Annotated in this window: 8 protein-coding genes, 1 tRNA gene and 2 pseudogenes; 8 read left to right on the top strand and 3 right to left on the bottom strand. The window is 61.2% G+C overall.

Annotation, left to right across the window (positions count from 1 at the left end; genetic code table 11):
• Window positions 1-61 precede the first annotated feature (61 nt).
• The 7 genes and pseudogenes from PQQ86_RS13825 (at window position 62) to PQQ86_RS13795 (ending at window position 18,960) form a co-directional block, all read left to right on the top strand.
• Window positions 62-1,804, top strand: a complete 1,743-nt coding sequence (locus PQQ86_RS13825; RefSeq protein ID WP_408267611.1) for a ShlB/FhaC/HecB family hemolysin secretion/activation protein — start codon at window positions 62-64, stop codon at window positions 1,802-1,804.
• Window positions 1,801-14,430, top strand: coding sequence for a hemagglutinin repeat-containing protein (locus tag PQQ86_RS13820; protein ID WP_459252424.1), 12,630 nt, complete (start codon window positions 1,801-1,803; stop codon window positions 14,428-14,430). Before PQQ86_RS13825 ends, PQQ86_RS13820 begins: the two co-directional genes overlap by 4 nt.
• A 19-nt stretch (window positions 14,431-14,449) precedes the next feature.
• Window positions 14,450-15,259 (top strand): Imm49 family immunity protein, encoded by an 810-nt coding sequence (locus tag PQQ86_RS13815; protein ID WP_408267609.1) that lies wholly within the window; start codon window positions 14,450-14,452, stop codon window positions 15,257-15,259.
• A gap of 725 nt (window positions 15,260-15,984) precedes the next feature.
• Window positions 15,985-17,055 (top strand): polymorphic toxin type 22 domain-containing protein, encoded by a 1,071-nt coding sequence (locus PQQ86_RS13810; protein ID WP_408267606.1) that lies wholly within the window; start codon window positions 15,985-15,987, stop codon window positions 17,053-17,055.
• Between the two features lie 193 nt (window positions 17,056-17,248).
• Window positions 17,249-17,587: a hypothetical protein gene (locus PQQ86_RS13805; protein ID WP_408267603.1), complete on the top strand. Its 339-nt coding sequence runs from the start codon at window positions 17,249-17,251 to the stop codon at window positions 17,585-17,587.
• 64 nt (window positions 17,588-17,651) lie between these two features.
• A pseudogene (locus PQQ86_RS13800) lies at window positions 17,652-17,870 on the top strand (POTRA domain-containing protein); the annotation flags it as partial.
• Window positions 17,871-18,003: 133 nt separating this feature from the next.
• Window positions 18,004-18,960, top strand: a complete 957-nt coding sequence (locus tag PQQ86_RS13795) for a hypothetical protein (protein WP_408267600.1) — start codon at window positions 18,004-18,006, stop codon at window positions 18,958-18,960.
• An 8-nt stretch (window positions 18,961-18,968) separates the two neighbouring features.
• On the opposite strand, the pseudogene PQQ86_RS13790 reads toward PQQ86_RS13795, so the two are convergent.
• Window positions 18,969-19,126: pseudogene (locus PQQ86_RS13790) on the bottom strand (IS110 family transposase); the annotation flags it as partial.
• 55 nt (window positions 19,127-19,181) lie between these two features.
• On the bottom strand, window positions 19,182-20,564 hold the full coding sequence (locus PQQ86_RS13785; protein ID WP_408267597.1) for a tyrosine-type recombinase/integrase: 1,383 nt from the start codon (window positions 20,562-20,564) through the stop codon (window positions 19,182-19,184).
• Between the two features lie 147 nt (window positions 20,565-20,711).
• Between PQQ86_RS13785 and PQQ86_RS13780 the strand changes: the two genes are divergently transcribed.
• A tRNA-Arg gene (locus PQQ86_RS13780) sits at window positions 20,712-20,780 on the top strand.
• A gap of 58 nt (window positions 20,781-20,838) precedes the next feature.
• Here the strand turns inward: PQQ86_RS13780 and PQQ86_RS13775 are convergent.
• Complete coding sequence (locus PQQ86_RS13775; RefSeq protein WP_408267594.1) at window positions 20,839-21,222, bottom strand: DUF427 domain-containing protein; 384 nt, start codon at window positions 21,220-21,222, stop codon at window positions 20,839-20,841.
• Window positions 21,223-21,230 lie beyond the last annotated feature (8 nt).

The following is a 21,230-nucleotide window of genomic DNA, read 5'->3' as shown; positions in this document are numbered from 1 at the left end:
TCGGGGAGCGCTGACGTCGGGCCGCGCAGTGTTGCTGATGCGTCGCATCTGGATTTCGCGCATGCAGTTTGCCCTGTTGGCGTGGGCGCTTTTTCCAGTGGCGCACGCTCCAGTCGCACACGCACAAACGTCTTCGGTGCTGGATGCGGAAGAGCAGCGTCGCCGCGTACAGGAGCAGGCGATCGAGCGCGAGCGTGCGATCACCGCCCCAAACGTTGCCCTTCAACCCGTCGAGCGTCCGGCCGAAGACGACGGCAAGGTTCCCGTCGAAACACCGTGCTTCAAGGTCGACGAACTGACGCTGGAAGTGCCACCCGGTTTGAGCGATTCCGTGGAGTCTGCCGGGGCACGCGCATTGTTGCCCAATCCCCTTTTCCCGGGCGAACTGATGTTCGTCAACGACTATCTGCAGCGCTATCGAGGACAGTGTGTCGGCAGGGAAGGGCTCAACCTGATCGTGCATCGCGTAATGGCGCTCGTGATCGAAAAGGGATACTCCACGACACGCGTTGTCATTGCACCGCAAGATCTTTCGACCGGCAAGCTGAAGCTTCAACTGATCCCTGGCGTCATCAGCGCAATTCGCTTCGCCGATCCGTCAACGTACGGCACGTGGCGCAACGCGTTTCCGACGAAGGCGGGCGATCTGCTGAATCTGCGCAATCTCGAGCAGGGCCTCGAGCAGATGAAGCGCGTGCCGAATCAGGATGTTGAAATGCAGATCGTGCCGGGACCGTCGACCGGTGAAAGCGACGTCGTGATTTCGGTCAAGCGCACGAAGCCGTGGTCGCTTTCCGTGAGCGCCGACGATAGCGGGCTCAAGTCGACCGGCCAGTTTCAAGGCAGCGCAAGCCTGACGCTCGACAATCCGCTTGGTCTGTCCGACCTCTTCAACGTCAGCTACAACCACGACATCGACGGTCATACGAGCCAATACGGCACGCACGGCAGCAGCGCGTATTACTCGATTCCCTGGGGCAACTGGACGTTCACCTCCACGGCCAGCCAGTACGACTACCACCAGCAGATCGCAGGCGCGTTCTCGACGCTCGTATCGAGCGGCAAGTCCAGCAACTTCGACGTCAAGGCGGAATACCAGTTCTATCGCAATCAGGTGCAGAAGAACACGGTCGAGTTCCGCGTCGGTAAGCGCTTCAGCGAAGCGTTCATCGACGGTACGGAAATCGGCGTTCAACACCGCGACAACAGCTACGCGGAAGTCGGCTGGGAACACAAACATTACTTCGGCGCTGCGCAACTCGACAGCACGCTCGCCTATCGGTGGGGCGTGCCGTGGTTCGGTGCACAGCCGGATCTGCCGGGCGCGGGCGCAGGTATCCCCACGTACTACTACCACATGGAGACGGTCGACGCGACGTTGAGCGTGCCGTTCACCATCGCGGGTTTCCCACTGCGCTACTCAACAACGGTACGTGCGCAGAACACACCCAACATGCTTTATCCCACCGAATACTTTTCGATCGGCAGTCGCTATACCGTGCGCGGTTTCGATGGCAACACGATGCTGGCTGCCGAGAAGGGCATCTTCATTCGCAACGATCTGGAGATTCCGTTTTCGCGTTTCGGGCAGGCGCTGTATTTCGGCATCGACGGCGGCGAGGTTTTCGGTCCCGAAGCGAACAACGTGCTTGGCCGCCGTCTGGCGGGTGCCGTGGTCGGTGTGCGCGGCAGTGCATTCAAGCACGTCAGCTATGACGTTTTCATCGGCGGTCCTTTGTACCAGCCGGCCCGTTTCCCGAACCACTGGCCGGTGGCGGGCTTCAGCGTGAGTTTCCTGCTATGAACAAGAATATCTATCGCGTCATTTTCAATGCAGCTCGTGGTCTGTGGACGGCTGTGCAGGAAACAGCCACGGGTACGGGAAAGGGGCGCTCGGCCGGCACGCCTTGTAGTACGCATCGTTGCGCGCCTTTCATGCACGCGCGCGTGGGCTTCGTCGACATGCTGTCGATGCGGCACGTCGCATTTGCCGCGTTGTGCGCGCTCGGCATGCAACCGGTACTGGTCGATGCCCAGGTCGTCGCGGCACCTGCATCGGGTAGCAGGCCGGCCGTCGGCGTGACGGCAAATGGGTTGCCGATCGTTCAGATTGCAACGCCGAATGCGGCCGGTGTTTCGAACAACGCCTACATGACTTACAACGTCGGCCAGTCGGGTTTGATCCTGAACAATTCGGCAGCTAACGTACAGACCCAACTCGGCGGGTACGTGACGGGGAACGCGAATCTTGGCGCCGGCAGCGCGCGCGTGATCGTGAACCAGGTCGTAGGGGGCAATGCGAGCCAGTTGCTGGGCTATACCGAGGTGGCCGGCCAGAAGGCCGAGGTCGTGATCGCGAACCCGGCTGGTATTTACTGTAACGGATGCGGCTTTATCAACACGAGCCGCGGCGTTCTGACGACTGGCACGCCGGTCTTCGGCGGCACGGGCAGTCTCGATGCGTTTCACGTGACGGGTGGCCAGATACAGATTGGAACGGCGGGGCTCAACGGCAGCAACGTCGACCAGGTCGACCTGATCGCGCGCAGCGTGGCGATCAACGGCAAGGTGTGGGCAGGGCAGTCGCTCAATGTCGTGGCGGGCAACAACGACGTACGCTATAGCGATCTGAGTGCGCAATCGCTCGGGTCGGACGGCAATAGCCCGGGAGTGGCGATCGACGTCGCGCAGCTCGGTGGTATGTACGCTGGCAAGATCATGCTGGTGGGCACGGAGGCAGGCGTTGGCGTCAATAGCGCCGGCACGATTGCGTCGCAAGGCGGCGACGTGCAGATCAGCAGCCAGGGCAAGATAACCTTGTCAGGCTCGACGAGTGCGAACGGCAATGTCGCGATCTCCGCAGCGGGCGACGCGGCGAACAGCGGCTCCGTCTATGCGACGCAAAACACCACGTTGAACAGCCAGGGGCAGGTGACCAACAGCGGCACGATCGCTGCGCTCGGCAACACAAGCGTCACGGGCGCGAGCATTAATTCGACCGGCTCACTCGGCGCGGGAGTCGACGCGAACGGCAACGTCACCGGAACAGGCAACCTTTCGGTGACGGGTTCGGGCGCCGTGACTGCCGCCGGGCAGCAGATGGCGGGTGGCAATCTCGCGCTGTCGGGTAGCAGTTTGAACATGGCAGGCGGGCAAACGCTGACGAAGGGCAACGCGTCCCTGACAGCGACCGGCGCCGGCGGCGACACAGGCAACATCGTTCATACAGGTGCGTCGCTGCAGACGAGCGGCATCTTGACGGCCAATGCCGCAGGGACCGTCACGAACGATCAGGGGCAGGTGAGTGCCGCGCAGTTGAGCGTGACGGCAGGTGGTATTTCAAATCGCGGCGGTACGTTGTCGCAAACGGGCGCGAGCGACACGACGTTGGCAGCATCCGGCGCGTTCGACAACACCGGCGGCACCGTCACGACGAACGCGCAAAACACCACGATCCGTTCGGGCAGCCTGACCAACGCGAACGGGACGATTAGCCAGGCGGGCACGGGGGCGCTGGGTGTCCAGACCGGCGCGCTCGACAATGGTCACGGCAGCATTGGCACGAACGGCGTAGCGACGATTGCGGCTACCAGCCTTCAGAACGGTTCAGGCTCGATCACGTCGGCTCAGGCGCTCAACGTGGCGTCGAGCGGCAACATCGACAATACGGCGGGCCGGCTCGAAGCGGCTGGCGCGGTGAACGTGTCGGGCGCGAACGTACAGAACACGGCCGGACGCATCGTGTCGGGCAACGGCGATGGCCTCACGCTCACGGCGAGCGGCCAGATCACGAACGCGGCGGGCACGACGGCGCAGGGCGCGACGGGCGGTGTAATTGGCGGCAACGGCAATGCGACGATTAACGCGGCAACACTGACCAATAGCGGCACGGTCACGGCCGCGCAGAACGTGCAGGTGACGACATCGGGAACCCTCGACAACAGCGGGGGATCGATGAGCGCCGCGGCGCTCAAAGCGAATGCAGCGTCGTTGAAGAACGCGAACGGCACGATCAGCGCCAGCACCGTGTCAGTTACGGCGCCGCAGTTCGACAATAGCGGTGGGAAGATTACTGCGAACCAGATCAATGTAAGCGCCACGAATCTGACGAATCACAATGGCGCGCTCACCCAGCTCGGCTCGGGGGCAATGGGCGTGAATGTCAGCGGCACGCTCGACAATTCGGGCGGTGGCCTGATCCAGACCAACAGCACGGACCTGACGCTTGCGCCGTCGACGTTGAATAACAACGGCGGAACGATCACCCATGCAGGCACCGGCACGCTGACGATCGACTCGGGCAGCGGCACGGGGTCGCTGACGAACGTCGGCGGCAAGATCGTGACGAACGGTCTCGCGAACCTGTCGGCCGGCAGCATGGACGACACGGGCGGCACGATCTCCGCACAGACCGGATTGAATGCGACTGTTGCGGGTGCATTGAACAATGCGAATGGACAGCTTGAATCGAGCGGGGACCTGAGCGTCACGAGCGGTTCGGCCATTACGAATGTCAACGGGACGATCGCTGCAGCGGGTAACGGCTCAGTGCAGGCGGCTTCGCTGACGAACAGCGGCAGCGTGACTGCGGGCCAGAATCTCGACACCACCGTCACCGGCACGCTGGACAACAGCGGCGGGACGCTGAGCGCGCAAACGATCACGACTAACGCCACGTCGCTGAAGAACGCGAACGGGACGATCAGCGCCGATACCGTGTCGGTAACTGCCCCGCAGCTCGACAACAGCGGCGGAAAGATCACGACGAACCACCTCGCGCTGGTCGCCACGAACCTGACGAACGAGCATGGGTCGATCACCCAGCTCGGAACGGGCGCAATGGGGCTCGGCGTGAGCGGCACGCTCGACAACTCCAACGGCGGCGTGGTCCAGACGAAAAGCACTGATCTGACGCTTGCCCCTGCAACATTGAACAACAACGGCGGAACCATTACGCACGCCGGGACCGGGACGCTGTCGATCGATGCAGCCAATGGCACGGGCGCCGTCACCAACGTCGGCGGCTCGATTATCAGCAACGGACAGGTCGCGTTGAATGCGGGTAGCCTGGACGACACGGGCGGGAGCATCGGGGGGCAGTCCGGGCTGAGCGCGACGCTCGCCGGCGCCCTGAACAACACCAGGGGGCAACTCGAATCGAACGGGAACCTGAGCGTCACAAGCGGTTCAGCCATCACGAACACCAGCGGCACGATCGCTGCGTCAGGCAATAACACGGTGCAGGCTGCGTCGCTGACGAACGGCGGCAGCATCACGGCCGGACAGAATCTGGACACCACCGTTGCTGGTACGCTCGACAACAGCAACGGAACGTTGAGTGCGCAGGCGGTCACGGCAAACGCCGCGTCATTCAGAAACGCGAACGGCGTCGTGAGCGGCAATGCGGTATCGATGTCGATTGCGCAGCTCGACAACAGCAATGGCCGGATCACCACGAACCAGCTTGGTGTCACCGCGACGAACCTGACGAACGAAGGTGGATCGATCACGCAGCTCGGGACTGGAGCGATGAGCCTCGGTGTGAGCGGCACGCTCGACAACTCCAACGGTGGCGTGATCCAGACAAAGAGCACGGACCTGACGCTCGCGCCTGCGACATTGAACAACAACGGCGGCACGATCACGCATGCCGGGACCGGCACGCTGTCGATCGATGCAGCCAATGGCACGGGCGCGGTCACCAACGTCGGTGGTTCGATTGTCAGCAATGGACAGGTCGATCTGAATGCGGGCAGCCTGGACGACACAGGCGGGAGCATCGGGGGGCAGTCCGGGCTGAGCGCGACGCTCGCCGGCGCCCTGAACAACACCCGGGGACAACTCCAATCGAACGGGAACCTGAGCGTCACAAGTGGCGCGGGCATCACGAACACCAGCGGCACGATCGCTGCGTCTGGCAATAACACGGTGCAGGCCGCGTCGCTGACGAATGGCGGCAGCATCACGGCCGGGCAAAATCTCAACACCACCGTCAGTGGCACGCTCGACAACGGCAACGGAACGTTGAGCGCGCAGGCGATCACGGCAAACGCCGCGTCATTCAGAAACGTGAGTGGCGTCGTGAGCGGCAACGCGGTGACGATGTCGATTGCGCAGCTCGACAACAGCAATGGCCGGATCACCACGAACCAGCTTGGTGTCACCGCGACGAACCTGACGAACGAAGGGGGATCAATCACGCAGCTCGGGACCGGCACGATGGGCCTCGGCGTGAGTGGCACGCTCGACAACTCGAACGGCGGTGTGATCCAGACCAATAGCACGGACCTGACGCTTGCTTCCACGTCGGTGAACAACAACAGCGGCACGATCACGCACGCCGGCACCGGCACGCTAACGATCAAGCCGAGCAATGGCACCGGGTCGCTGACGAACGTCGGCGGCAAGATCGTGACCAATGGACAGGCCTCGGTGTCGGTCGGCAGCCTCAACAACACCGGGGGCAAACTGGCGTCGCAAGGCGTCATGACTGCGACCGTCCAGGGGACGCTGAACAACACGAACGGACGGCTGTCGTCGGGCACCGGACTGACCGCCACCAGCGGCGGTCAGCTGATCAATGCCGGCGGCGTGATCGGCGCGGGCGGCGCGGCGACCGGCAGCACGCTGAGTCTCGCTGCATCGTCGATCGACAACTCGGGCGGGGCGATCACCAATCTCGGGAATGGCGCGACGACGATCAACGGCGGCAGCCAGATCGCCAATAGCAATGCGGGCGGCGCCTCCGGCATGGGTTCGATCAGTGGTAACGGCAACGTGGCGCTGAACGCGACGTCGGTCTCCAACACGCAGGGCGGGCAACTGAGCGGCGCGAACCTGCAGATCAACGCAGGCAATCTGGACAACACCGGCGGGGAAATCGGTAATGTCGCCAACATGACGGGCGATGTCGGGATTGCGACGGGTATGCTGACCGCCACGAGCGGCCAGATCAATGCATCCCGGAATCTGTCGGTCACCGCGAATACGCTGGCAGGCGGCGGCACGTACAGTGCGGTCAACGATCTTTCGTTGAACCTGCAGGGGAACTTCACCACTTCGCCGAACTACGGCTTCAGTGCGGGCCACAATCTGAGCTTCACGCTGCCCGGCACGTTCAGCAATGGCGGCGCGCTGTCGGCCGTAAACGGGCTGAACATCAATGCCGGCGACATCCAGAACTCGGGAACGCTGGGGGCCGGCGGCCTGCTGACCACGCACTCGAACACGCTGACCAATACGGGCACGATCGTCGGCGGCAGCGTGTCGCTGAATGCCACCCAAAGCCTGTCGAATCTGGGCACCGCCGCGCTGATCGGTGCGACGGACAGCGCGGGCACGCTCGAACTGCTTGCGCCGGACATTGAGAACCGCGACGACACAACCGGGACCGACACGCAAGCGATGACCGCGATCTACGGTCTCGGCAAGGTCGTTCTGGCTGGCGGCAAGGATGGGAGCGGCAATTACACCAACGTGAATCTGGTCCGGAACCAGTCCGCGCTGATCCAGTCCGGCGGCGACATGGAGATCGATGCGAACCAGGTGACGAACACGCGCCGCGTGATGACCACGGGCGGCTTCACGTCGTCGATCGACCCGGCCCTGCTGCAAAGCCTCGGCATCAGCCTGTCAGGATGTGACGCCACGTACCTGGCTGCGTGTGGACCGGGCAATCCGCAGGTCCTGGGTTCCAGGGGCGACCCGACGCTGATCGGCGGCGTGCCTACCGATCCGCCGCACGGAGGCCAGTGGAACAGTACTTATCAGTACACGACCTATACGGGCGACGCAGTCGCCAATACGGTCACGTCCGTCAGTCCGGAATCGCAGATCATCGCCGGCGGCAACCTGAAGGCGTCATCGGTCGGGACGTTCCAGAACTACTGGAGCCAGGTGGCCGCGACGGGCAACATCGCATCGCCCACGACACTCGACCAGGACAGCTGGCAAGGCCAGAGTGCTCCGCAGGTGCAGGTCACCTACTCGGGGCAATATCACTACGACAACTACGACAACAGCGAGCACAACTGGCAGTTGCCGTTTGGCAATGCTTCGTTCGTCACCTCCAATCCCGGCGGCTACACTCAGGCGGCGCCGGCCGACATCCGCACGTATGCGCTGCCGGCGTACGAATCCTCGTTCACGGCGGGCGGTACGCTCAGTGGCACGGGCGTGACGATCAACAACACCGCGGGCAACGCAGGGGTGACGCCGCTCGGGCTCCTGCCCGGGCAGACTTTATCGGGCTCGGGAGCCGGTTCCGTGAGCGGGACGATCGGCACGCAGGGTGTGGGGGCGATTGGCGCGGGCGCGGTGAGCGGGGCGATCGGTTCGTACGGCGTGGGGGTCATCGGCGCAGGCGCGGTGAGTGGATTGATTGGTACGGGCGGTGGCGTGCATCCGGGCGCGGTGGCAGTCCAGGGCGGCAGCCTTCTCAACAGTGGCCTCGCGAACTTCAATAATCCAACCATCGCGGCCGCGACGGCGGTCAAGGTGCTCAACAACATCACGGTGCCGAAGGGCGGGCTCTTCAGCCCGGATACCGCACCGAACGCGCCGTATCTTGTCGAGACGAACCCGGCCTTCACGAATCAGCAGCAGTGGCTGTCGAGCGACTACTACTTCCAGCAGATGGGCATGAACCCCGGCCAGATCCAGATGAGGTTGGGTGATGGCTTCTACGAGCAGAAGCTCGTGCAGGACCAGATCCTGTCGATGACCGGGAAGTCGGTCCTGACGAACTACGCGAACACGCAGGACGAATTCAAAACCCTGATGACGTCGGGCGCTGCACTCGCGAAGTCGCTCGATCTGGCGCCTGGTACCGGCCTGTCGCCCGAGCAGGTGTCGCAACTGACGAGCAACGTCGTCATCATGCAGACGCAGATCGTCGATGGGCAGCCGGTGCTCGTGCCGGTGGTCTATCTGGCGCAGGCGAGCCAGGAGAACATGGGTAACGGTCCGGTAATCGCCGCGACAAACATCGATCTGCAGAACGCACAAACGGTCACCAACAGCGGCACGATCAAGGCGGCGAACAGCTTCGCGATCAGTGGGCAGAGCATCGACAGTTCGTTCGGCACGCTGCAAAGCGGTGGGCAGATGTCGCTTGTGACGACGGGGGATGTGAATCTCACGTCGGCGACGCTCAATGCGGGAAGCCTGGCGCTGCAGGCGGGCGGCAATCTGATTCTGAACACTGCGGCGAACACGCTCAACCAGGTCAGCGACACCGGTGCGACGCGTGTTACGACGACGCTTGGCCCTGTAGCCAGCATCAACGTGACGGGTAATGCGGCGATTACGACGGGCGGCAACTTCGAGCAGGACGCGGCCAGCCTGAATGTGGGCGGCGCGCTGGGCATGAGCATTGGCGGCAACTGGAATCTCGGGGCGCTGCAGACCGGCGAGACCAAGGTTGTGGCTCGTGCGAACGGTATTTCCGATACGCACATCGTGAGCGATGTGGGCAGCAGTGTGAAGGTCGGGGGTGCGTCCTTGATCGCTGTGGGCGGAGATCTGACGGCAACCGGGGCGAACATCAACCTGGGCGGTGGAGGGGCTGTCGTGGCCGGTGGCAACGTCACGCTGCAGGCGGCGACCGCGACGTCGACCGTGGACAGCAACAGCTCCGGTAGTGATCATCATGGCAGCTACGCGGAGACGCTGCACATGTCTGACGACGCAGTGACAGGCACGACGCTCAAGAGCGGCGACAGTCTTGCGATCGTGTCGGGCAAGGACATCAACGTCGTGGGCAGCACGGTCTCGCTCGACAAGGGCAACGCGTTGCTGATGGCGGCGGGGAGCGTGAATGTCGGCGCCACGACAGAGACGCACGTCTCGAACATCGACGAGACCGACAGCCACAGTGGCGTCGCGAGCCATACGAGCGCTGTCAATCACGTCGCCCAGAGCGCGACGTATGCCGACGGCAGCACGATCTCGGCCGATGGCGTGTCGGTCGTGAGCGGCAAGGACATCAACGTGACCGGCAGCAGTATCGTCGGCACGAACAGCGTCGCGCTTGCGGCAAAGGGTAGCGTGAACATCCTTGCCGCAACCGACACCTATCAGGATTCCGAGTTTCACGATGTCAAGCACTCGGGACTGTCGGGAAGCGGCGGCATCGGTTTCAGCGTCGGCTCGAGCGAGCAGAAGGATCAGTACGATGCGAATTCCGTTACGCAGAGCCAGTCGCGTAGTACCGTCGGTGCTGTGCAGGGGAACGTGTCGATCTCTGCGGGCAAGGACGTTCATATTGGCGGCAGCGACGTCATCGCCGGGCAGGCGAAGGGTGATGTCACGGGCGCAACAGGCAACATCAGCATCGCCGGCCAGAACGTCACGATCGATCCGGCGCAAGACAGCGCTCAGTCGCACGATCAGCAGGAGGCGCGTTCGAGCGGTGTGACGGTCGCCGTGACCGGAACGCCGCTGGAAGCGGCTCGCGACCTGAAAGCGAACGCGTCATCCGGCAATGGCTTCCAGCGTGCGCAAAACGTCCTGAACGGGATCGGCGCGAGTGCGGCCAACACACCGTCGATTTCCGTATCGTACGGCAGTAGCCATAGTTCTAGCACGACCGACATATCGAGTCTGACCAATGCGGGCAGCACGATTCGCGGCGGCGGCAATGTGTCGTTGACCGCCACGGGCGGCGCAGTGAAGGATGCGAACGGCCAGCCGATCGACGGTGATCTTTCGGTCATCGGCTCAACGATCAGCGCAGGCGGCACAGCCTCGCTGGCGGCGAATCGCAACGTCACGCTGCAGGCATCGACCGATCAGTTGCTGCAGAGCACGCAGTCGAGCAGTTCCAGCATGGGAATCTCACTGGCGTCGCCGGGTCTGGGCGATATGGCGCGCTGGATCAGTGGTACGGCAAATAGCGGCGGCACGAGCCCTTCGCCATACAACGCGAGCCGCAGCAGTTCGAACGGAACGCAGGCGCAGGCTACTCAGGCCGCGACGACGGTGTCCGGCAACAGCGTGGTGGTGAAGAGCAATACTGGCGACATCAACGTGATCGGTTCGGGCATCAGCGGAACGCAGGGTGTCGATCTGGTGGCGAAGCAGGGCGCAATCAATGTGCTGGCCGGCCTGGATACGAGCGCGAACCATCAGGATTCGAGCGGTCATCAGATCGGCAGTCTGGGTAGCAACGGCACGGCCACGGGCTTCACCGTCGGCGTGTCGAACAACCATTCGGTGCAGGACACGGCCGCGCAGACACAGAGCACGATGCGCAGCCAGATCGTGAGCGGCAAGGGAGATGTGACGCTGGACGCGAATCAGGATGTGACGGTGGCCGGTGCCGATCTGAGCGCGGGCAAGGATCTGACGCTGATCGGCAAGAACGTGAATCTCGATCCGGGTACAGATGCGACACAAAGCAGCGCAAGTCAGAGTTCGAGCCAGTTCGGCGTGAGCCTCGCGCTGGGCGGAGCGGTCGGCAATGCGATCGCGACGATCAACCAGAGCATGAACAATGCGAGCCACGCCGGGGATTCGCGCCTGGCTGCGCTCGACACGGCACAGGCGGGGCTCGCGGCCTATAACGTATATCAGGTGGCGAGTTCGACTGGGCCGACTGGCCAGCCGCTGGTCAAGGCAACCGTGAGTATCGGAGGTGGTTCGAGTCACAGCGAATCGCAAAGCAGCGAGCTGGCAAACGACGGCAGCACGCTGCATTCGGGCGGCACTGTCAATGTGATCGCGACGGGAAGTGGCACGAAGGATGCAAACGGGCTCGCGACGGATGGCGACATCAACGCGCGTGGCACGCAGATTTCCGGGCAAGATGTCGTGTTGAACGCTGCGCGCGACATCAATCTGCAAAGCGCGAAAGATACGACCCAGCAGTCGAGCAGCAACAGCAGCAGTGGAGGCAGTATTGGCGTTGGCCTTGGGCTGGGCGGACAACAGAACGGCTTTACTATTGAACTTGCAGCCAGCTCTGCGAATGGGCACGCCAACGGTAACGGCGTAACCAATCGCGATACACAGATCAGTGGCACTGATACGGTGACGCTGACGAGCGGGCGCGACACGAACCTGCGTGGTGCGGAAGTGGCGGGCAATACGGTCGATGCGAACGTCGGCCGAGATCTGAATATCGCGAGCCAGCAGGATACGAACACGTACGACAGCAGGCAGGCGAGCGCGGGCTTCCAGGCGAGCATCTGCGTGCCGCCAATCTGTTACGGCACGACCGTCAGCGGCTCGGCGAATACAAGTGATCAGACCATCAAGGACAATTACCAGTCGGTCAACCAGCAGAGCGGCATCTATGCAGGCAACGGCGGCTACAACATCAGCGTCGGCAATCACACGCAGCTGGACGGCGGGGTGGTTGCAAGTACCGCGAGCGCGGACAAGAACAGTCTCTCGACGCAGACACTTGGTTACACGAACCTGCAAAACACCGCGAGCTACTCGGGAGAGTCGATGGGCTTTGGGATGAGCGGCAGTTTCGGGCAGAGCACACCGGCCGGCGTGAATCTGAACACACCGGTGAAGCAGGCCGCGAGCAGTACCGCTGGGCCGCAGAATTCGCAGGGGTTTGGACCGAGTGGGTTCTCGGCAGGCGGGACAAGCAACAGCGCGTCCGGCACGACGTATGCGGCCGTGAGTGCGGGAACGATTACGGTACGGGGAGATGCGGGCACGGGGCAGGACAGCACCGCGGGCCTGAGCCGGGATACGGCGAATGCCAACGGCTCGGTGCAGAACACGTTCAACGCACAGACCGTGCAGAACGACATGGCGATCCAGCAGATGACGGGCCAGGTCGGGATGCAGGTAGTGGGGGACGTCGCGAATGCGTTGGAGAACAAGGCTGCTGCAAAGGAAACGGCGGCGCGGCTGGCCTACGCAAATGCAGAAAAGAACGGCGATGAGACTGGTATGGCACAGGCGCAGGCCGATATCACGGCGGCGCAGCAGCAGGAAGCATTGTGGGGTGAGAATGGGACGGCTCGCATTGCGTCACACGCGGTCGTGTCGGGTCTTGGTGCAGCAATGGGTGGCGGCAATGTAGCCGGCGCGGTTGCTGGAACGGTGGGAGGCGACATTGCTGGAACTGCCGCTAGCAATGCGCTGGGCGATACGGTTGGAGGCAAGTTGCTGTCGAACGTCGCGGCAGGGATAGCAGGCGCTGCGATGGGCGGGGCATTGGGCGGTTCAGCCGGTGCGATGAGCGGCGCAAGTGGGGCGCTGAATGCCGATCTGTACAACCGGCAACTGCATCCGCAGGAACGCGACATGATCGCCAAGGTCGCGAGTACGATCGCGACGTCCGGCAAGACACCAGCAGACCAGCAAACGCTGAACGACTACTGGACCAACATGCTGACGCTGGCGGCCGGCGCGCAGGTCGATGCCCAGGCGGCACAGCAGCTTGGTCAGTACGAGGCGCAACTGGCGCAAGCTGCTAAAGCGTCGGGTAACACCCAAGCGTACAACACGTTTATGACAAATCTGGGAATCGCACAGGATGCGATCCAGCAGATGTCGGGATACACGATTGTTGGCACCAACGGCCCCATCGTCGCAGACGGCAGCACGGTGAAAACGTTCCAGTCCACCAATGCTCAATCCAACGATTCGTCGCTGTTTGGCACGCCCGGAGGCACCACGCAGGGGTTGGCGCAGGGTCAAACGCCCGCGACCGCCGGCATCGGTCCGCAGTACTACATCGCACCTAACGGGCCGACGAATGGGCAAGTGGCGGCGTTTGCCGATGACCTCATCCAGCGGGCAGCAACGTCGAATGGGGCAGTGACTCCGACATATCCTCTCGAGAACGCAGCTCTCGGATGGGCGGCTGGAAAGATTGTCTCGGGCGTGCTTGATGCAGTCTTTGGCGCAGGGGTTGCTGGTGGCACTAATGTGGGCAAGGGGCTTGCGACTTTAGACGGTGCAACGCCGGTCACGCCTACGGCGTCCGGCTTTGTCAATGCGACAAAGGTATGTCAGAGCAGCTGCGTCCTGAGCGCGTCTACCCCTGAGCAGCAGACCTTGGTGCAGACAATTATTCAGGATGGCGATCCAAGCGGCCAACTAACCGAAAACCTGATCAACTCGATCGGCAAGGACGAAGGTTATACAATCTTGTCTGGTGGAAAGTACGGCGGAAACAACGGCTTCGATCATGTTTTCGTGGATTCGTCTGGAAACGTGACGTTGCTTATCGACAGTAAGCAGATAACAAATGGCACATTTGCACTCTCGCCAAAGGCTGCTGGTGGAAATATGCAATTGTCTGACGCTTGGGTTGACGCTGTTTTGAATAAGTTGGATCCTTCTTCACCGGCATACCAAGCAGTATTTAGAGCGCAAAATAATGGAACTTTGAGGACGGCCGTAGCCGGGGTCGACAAGATGACCGGGCAGGTGATCGCCGTTCCAGTGAAAGTGCAATGACATTAAGGTTTGTAGCGACATGAAATCGACAGAGTACACGGCGACTGCGCAGCAAGGACTGGATCATGTCTCCAAGCATCACGAATTCTTGGATAAAGAGCAATCTAACCTTGTAGCAATGATCGAGAATAATAAAGGTAGTCGGTCCGGTTGCTTGCGCAGTTTGCGCAACCACGCGACCGCGACTGCGCTTATTTCGTGGTTCAGACATAACGATCTGGCGAATTTCAAGGAATGGAGCTATGTAAGCGCCAAGTTGGAAAGAATTCTGTTTCAGATGGATCCGAAAACTTGGTATCCAGCATATTTGCTGCTGATGCCCCTGTTGTCCGATCATGAAGGACTGATCCAATGGTTTGCTCATAACGACCGTCCGTTCGATATTGCGCGCGCCAATGACCCAGCAACGCCGGAATTTCACGGGTATCAGGCTTTGTTGGCGGTTCGTGGGGAGTGGCGTGCATTGGAAGATCGCTGTCTTCGAATCATTGGCCATTCGCCGTCAAAAATGAAGAAATACGAGATTGACCACCGGTTCTATCTGGCCTTGGCCCGAAAGGATGTACCGGGCATGGAAGCAGTTCTTCAAGAGCTCACGTCACCCAAGGTCTCCAAGGTTCGGAACGTCGAGCAAGCTTTTGGCTTTACGGAAAAGCTCATCGCTACGCATGCCGTGATTTACGCAAAAATTGCTTGGCGCCACGGATTTCAGGTTAATGTCGACACGCCGTGGATTCCTCAAGAGTGGTTGCCGATCGCCCCTCTAGCCGATTACGTTGACCCCTACGATTTCATGAGGCGCGTCGAAATTAGTGCACCGTTGTCGTGAACAGCAGGGCTATTGAGAAAACCTCTGCTGACCTGTAACGTCAGCCGTAGGCAGGGCCGCCACGCTGGCGCGGGCGTGCTGACGGGGCACTGTCTTGCCGGCGGCGAATCACAACGCCACGTCACCCACATGCCATCGTGATCAGTAATAAAAAAGTCGCATGCCCGCATCACGAAGAGCAAAAAGCACAGCGGTGCGAAGAAATACGCCGCCGCCCGTCTGGGGACGCGGCACAGGCAACAGAATGGTTATTGCGACAGCCCGATCGCCACGTACTTGGTATCGGCGTCGAACGTTAGTGGGTCGTCGGTCGCGCCGGGAGTGGTCGTGCTGTTGACGGTGATGTAGGCGTACTTCATGATGTCGTTCGCCGTGTACCTGTAGATCCTCGCGTGCTCGACGGAATGGTTGGCCGGATCGGGAAGGCCGTCGGCCGTGAGCGCCTGGGCGACGTTGGCATTCGGTGCGTCCTGGTTTGAACCATTGAACTGGTCGCAGAGATCCTGTCCCAGATCTATGTGCCGGACTCGGGCGCATAGATCTGGGGCCAGCCACGACCAACAGTCCGACTGAACGGTATGTCGTCTGTGCATCAACGGCACGGCTTTCCGTTTCCCGCTGGACTCAACTTCGCTAAACCCTCTGCGATTGCACTTCCGCTATTGGGCGACGATGGGGCGGCGCGAATCGCGTCGCATGCGGTGGTTGCGGGCGTTGGGGCTGGTATGGGAGGTGGTAATGTCGCTGGAGCCTTAGGTGGAACAGTTGCTGGGGACATCGCGGGCACCGCCGCCAGTGCTGCGACGGGCGACACCCTTGGAGGCACGCTGCTGTCCAATTTAGCGTCTGGGCTGGCCGGGGCTGCGGCTGGGGGCGTACTCGGCGGCTCGGCGGGCGCGATGAGCGGGGCGAATGGGGCGCTGAGTGCGGATCTCTACAACCGGCAGTTGCATCCGCAGGAAAAGACCGCAGCCCAGCAGATAGCGGCGAATGCAGCAGCGCAAGGCATCACGAACCCGGACGGATCGCCGATCACAGCGGACCAGATCGAGAACGCGATGCGCGCGGCCAACAACAGCCAGTACGGAGAGATTGCCGCGACGGGCGTCGTGGTGCCGTTGAACGCGAACACCCCGGCCAGCGCGGTCTACGACACGACCGGCATGAAGACGGTAAGCGACAGTTCGGGTAACTATCTGGTGCAGGATCCGTCGATGCTCGCGACGCCTTCGCAAGCGCTGCAAAACCTGATTCAGCAGAACACCGGCGGCACGAACTCGCCCTATAGCTGGAATCCGCCGTCTGCGACGCAGGCGACTGCCCCGAGCGTCGATCCAAACGGACCGTTCTCGCCGAACTGGAACACAGGAGACTACTCGGCAGGATTGGGCACCAGTTATCGTGGTCTTGCGCCGGACTATGGGACTTTGAATACAGGAGCGCTATCGGGCGTTGCGAGCGGTGCTATCAATTTCTACGATGGTTCCACCTATCTATCAGGGGGAGTGGCCCAGACAAATCCATCTGCGATTTCATGGAAACCTGGCCTAAGTGTTACATTTGGATGGATATTTGGTGCTGACAGTGCCAAGGCGACGAGTAGTTTCCTATTGGGAGACGGCAATCAAACGTTCATTTCCATCCCAACACCTTTTAAGGTTAATGTTAGTGGTGCAATTACCCATTCATACGGAGGGGCGACTGGGATTGAATTGGGTGTCGGTGCACCGGGCCCGCTCACTTATGGTGTGCAGCCTTGGGGGCACTCTACGCAGGTAACGGGTCCACTGAAATAAAGGAGGTATCTATGGCTGCAGGCGGAGGGCCAACGCCAGAGCAATGGGAGAAAATGACCCGAAAGGAGCGCACCATCTATTGGATTTGTGTTGCTCTGGTATGCGGAATCTTGGGGGCAATGGCGATCAAAAGGTTCTTCTAGTCGCTGTGTCTCGATCTGTACAACCGACAGTTGCACCCGCAGGAACGCACGTGGGCGATGCAAAGATTCTCCGATTGCAGATCAGCCACGTACTGGGCGTCTGCGGCGGCGCATGGAGCGGACCCAAGGCTACGACCGTGAGTGCAGGTCTGATTGAAGACGGCAAGGTCATCCGTCACACCAAGATAAATCGCTGGTCGGTTGGCGGCGTTTGGGGTGCGTTCAAAGGAAGCTGTTCGATTCTGGATCGCACGACCATTGTGATCAACAAGGACCTGAGCCGCTGGGTGCGCGACCCGTCCTATGAGATCAAGGAAGAGGCGCCGCCGAAAGAGGCTTCCGCGCCGACCGCTCAAACCGATCCGGCGAGTTCCGCGAAGGCCGAATAAACGGTCGTCCGTCAGCGGGCGCACACTGCGTCGAACGCAGGCGCGCACTTGCCGAAGTCTGTGCTTTCCGGTGCGAGAAGATGATCTGCGGAATCTGCGCGATCTCGAACAAGATTCCGAACAGATGGAGCGCGTAGGGAGCCAGGACGTTGACATGCAGTTTGAGCCGAGCGATGTGCCTGACGAGAGCGATGTCATCGTCAACGTGAAGCGCTCGAAGCCGTGGACAATCGTAGCCTCGGCCGACAATTTCGGCACGCGTGCAACCGGTGCCCGGGCCGGACAACAGACTTGAAGACATCATTTCAGGAACGCGTTCCCGAAGTGTGCGGGACATGCAGGGGATCGGTAGAGCCCGCCGTGGACGTGAGGGTATGGAAATTAACAGCGGAGGGGTAATCGATGGCAAAGGGACGATGAAAAAGGCAACGGTTTCGGCGCTGGCGGCTCAACGTCGGGAGAGCGATGATGGCGCCGGCGGCCTCTGCATTGGGCCGGAGCCAACGGACGGCGGGCCGCTCGGCACGCTGAAACGACGTGCGGGCGAACTCGGCTGGCAGTGTCTGGCCGACGTCTGGGTCGGCTACCATACCCGATATGGCTTCGAGTGTGCGCACGGTCACCGCTTCGAACGCCGTCCTACGCAGATGCTGTATCGGGAGCTTGAGTGCACCGAGTGCCAGCGTGACGCGCTGCGTGACCGTTGGCTGGCAACAGTCGTAGATCGAGGAGGCGAACTGGTCGAAGGCACGTTCACAGGCCTGCTCGAACGCTACCGGCTGCGTTGTGCTGCGGGTCACGAGTGGGAGGCACAGGGCCGTAAGATCAGCGAGGGCAACTGGTGCCCAGCGTGTGCACACGAGGCGTCGGCGCGGCGCAATCGTCTGTCAGATGGGCTTGCCCGGCTATGGGCTGCGGCAAGGACCCAAGGAGGCAGGTGCGACGCAATTGAGTACATAGATGGCCGTCAGCGTTACCCGTTCGAGTGCGCCAAAGGGCACCGCTGGGAAGCGCAGGGCAGCGAAGTCATGCGCGGATCATGGTGCAAGATCTGTGCGTGCATGGCTGCAGGTGCAGCGACCTTTGACAAGGATGGGCTGGCGCGCCTTCAGGAGGCAGCGCGGGCGCATGCTGGTCAATGTCTGTCCGGTGAGTATCTGGGTTCGGTGGAGAAATACCGATTCCGGTGCGCCGTAGGGCATGAATGGGATGCGATAGCGAGCCAGATCTGGCTGGGCCACTGGTGCGATACGCGAAAGCGGTCTACTGAACGTCGCAGCCAAGAGCATACATCTCTGCTTGCGCGCGTACGACCAGACTGGCCGGCGTTTGACCGGCTTGTGGCGCTTGATGTACTGAAGACCGCAGGATAGGAGAATGCACCGGGTACGACCACAGCCTGTTCGCTGAGCGCTTGAACGATCTCGGCCGCAAGGCTCTCTTGCCCACGCGCAGGGCGAGTTTGGTGAGTCGGTTGGCCGGGGTCTTCTCGCTGGTTGCCGCAAGTTCGGCGGGCGACTGGTATCGCTCAAGCAGATCTCGCTTATATGCAGGAGTCGGTCGTGCGTGAACAGGCGGACGGCTCGCGCAAACTTCAGGGCCCGAAATTGATCTTCGTCTGTTCAAGCATCCAGGCTTCAATCTTGTCGTGCCACATGCGCAGCAGGTCGAGGGGACGTCGGCGGTAATGTTTTTCGGCGATCGCCGACGGCTTATGCCCTTGGATTTGTGCGACAACGCCGACCGGGACCTCCACCCACTCCGACAGAGTGCCGAACGATCGGCGTAAGCCGTGCAATGAGATGTGTGGCAAACCCGTTGGGGCTAACGCGTGATTGTGTGCATGCCGCGGTTCAGCAATCTTCCCATCAGATGCAGTTTTACTGGCGAATACCCACTCGGACGGCGCCCACTGCTCACCATTCTTTGCGAGACGCGTGGCCTGCCGCTTGTTGGGAGGAATCTCGTTCAGTCGCTTCAGATTCAACAATAGACTCGCCAAATACGGGGGCAGTGGAATGGTTCTGCCGCCGGTACCCTCAATTTTGTCGTTCATGGTCAAACTGCGCCAGCGGAAATCCACATCGACCCATCGCAGTGCTGCGAGCTCCTCCCGACGAGCACCTGTGATCAAAAGACCTTGCAGGTAGGCACTGATGACCGGATTGGCGATGCCACGTACGGCACCAAACCAAACGGACAACTGCTCGCGCTGTAGACAGTCGTCCTTTGCTTTAGTGCGAGGTACGGCGGCACGAACAGAGCGCGCGCTATAGATGTTTGGCGCGATGATGCCGGAGTACTCAGGCCGGTCGTTACTCCAGCGAATGAAAGCCCGCAATTTGCGGTAAGCCTGTTCGGCATTTGTCGGGCGGCTTTGGGCCTCGGTCTCCAGCCATGACACTGTTGTTTCCACATTCAGGCTCGATAACTTTAGTGGCATAAGTGCAGCCAGAGGGCCTGCTTTCGTCACGCCTGCCCCCCGGCGCTTCTCCACGCCTCCAGCTTGGGCCAGATTTTCGTGATCCGTGTAGTGGCGTTCGCTCCATTTGGACCGGTTCGCGTCAAGATACGCTTGCCATGCGGAACCTACGGTCGCGTCTTGGCGTTGCGACTCGAGCTTGCGGGCTTCGTGAGCGGCTTGCCGCTCGGCCTTTTCCTCGCGTGGATCTATGTTTCTATCCATTAGAGCCTTAAGCCGTGCCGCCTCCTGCCGTGCGCCTAATCGCTCTATCTTCTCTCCGGTGGCGTGGTCGGTCATGACGTACCGCTCGAGTGGCCACGCGTCAGGAGCGCCAAGTGTTAAGCGCACGGTCTTGCCGAACAAACGACCTTCAAAAACGTAAGCCTTGCTCCCGGAAGCCGTTACGCGAAGCCCCAGACCTGGCTGTTTCTTGTCCCAAAAGATGGTCTGCTGCCGTCCCGGCCAGCACTCATAGGCGGTCACACGCTCAGGTGTGAGGTTTTCTTTTTCCATTGCTATTTCCTACATAGAGCGCCATGTAGGCGCTGTGTAGGGAAATTATGCGGGTAGTTAATCAATTTCGGTCAACATGGGGACAGCAGGCATTGGGCTGGAACGCCCGTAATTGCTGGTGATGGCGGGTTTAATGAATTTGGATCTACGTCAATACATACGGACTTGTTCGGCCTTCTAAGCCGAGGGTGGGGGGTTCGAGTCCCTCCTGCCGTACTTCAAAAGCCTGGCGCCGCGCATCGAAGCCTCATCGCTGCGATGCGCGCGTGGCCGTTTACTCTGCCGGTTGCACGTCGATGGAATCGACGCGGTTCGGATAGAACGCCAGATGCTGAGCAATCTCTTTCACGGGCGCGTAGGGCGATTCGTAGGTCCAGACCGCATTCACTGCACGCTCGCCACCAAGCGGAATGCTGTAGTAAGCGCAATCGCCTTTATATGGGCAATAAGTCGTGTGATCGGTACGTTCCAGCAGCGTCATCTCGACGTCATTGCGTGGAATGTAATACACCGGCGGATACGCCGCCTCGCGTAGCACCAGCGCATTGCGCGTGTCCGCGATCACGCGGCCGGCGACCGTCACCACCACGTGGGCTTTATCCGGCGCGATGGTGATCGGATGATCGGGACCGGGTACCTTGATGATTTTTTCAGTCATGCTGTCGA

Source organism: Paraburkholderia sediminicola (assembly GCF_046026675.1).
GTDB lineage: Bacteria > Pseudomonadota > Gammaproteobacteria > Burkholderiales > Burkholderiaceae > Paraburkholderia > Paraburkholderia sediminicola_F.
The sequence above is the reverse complement of the archived record's forward strand: the minus strand, read 5'-3'. Positions and strand labels throughout refer to the sequence as shown.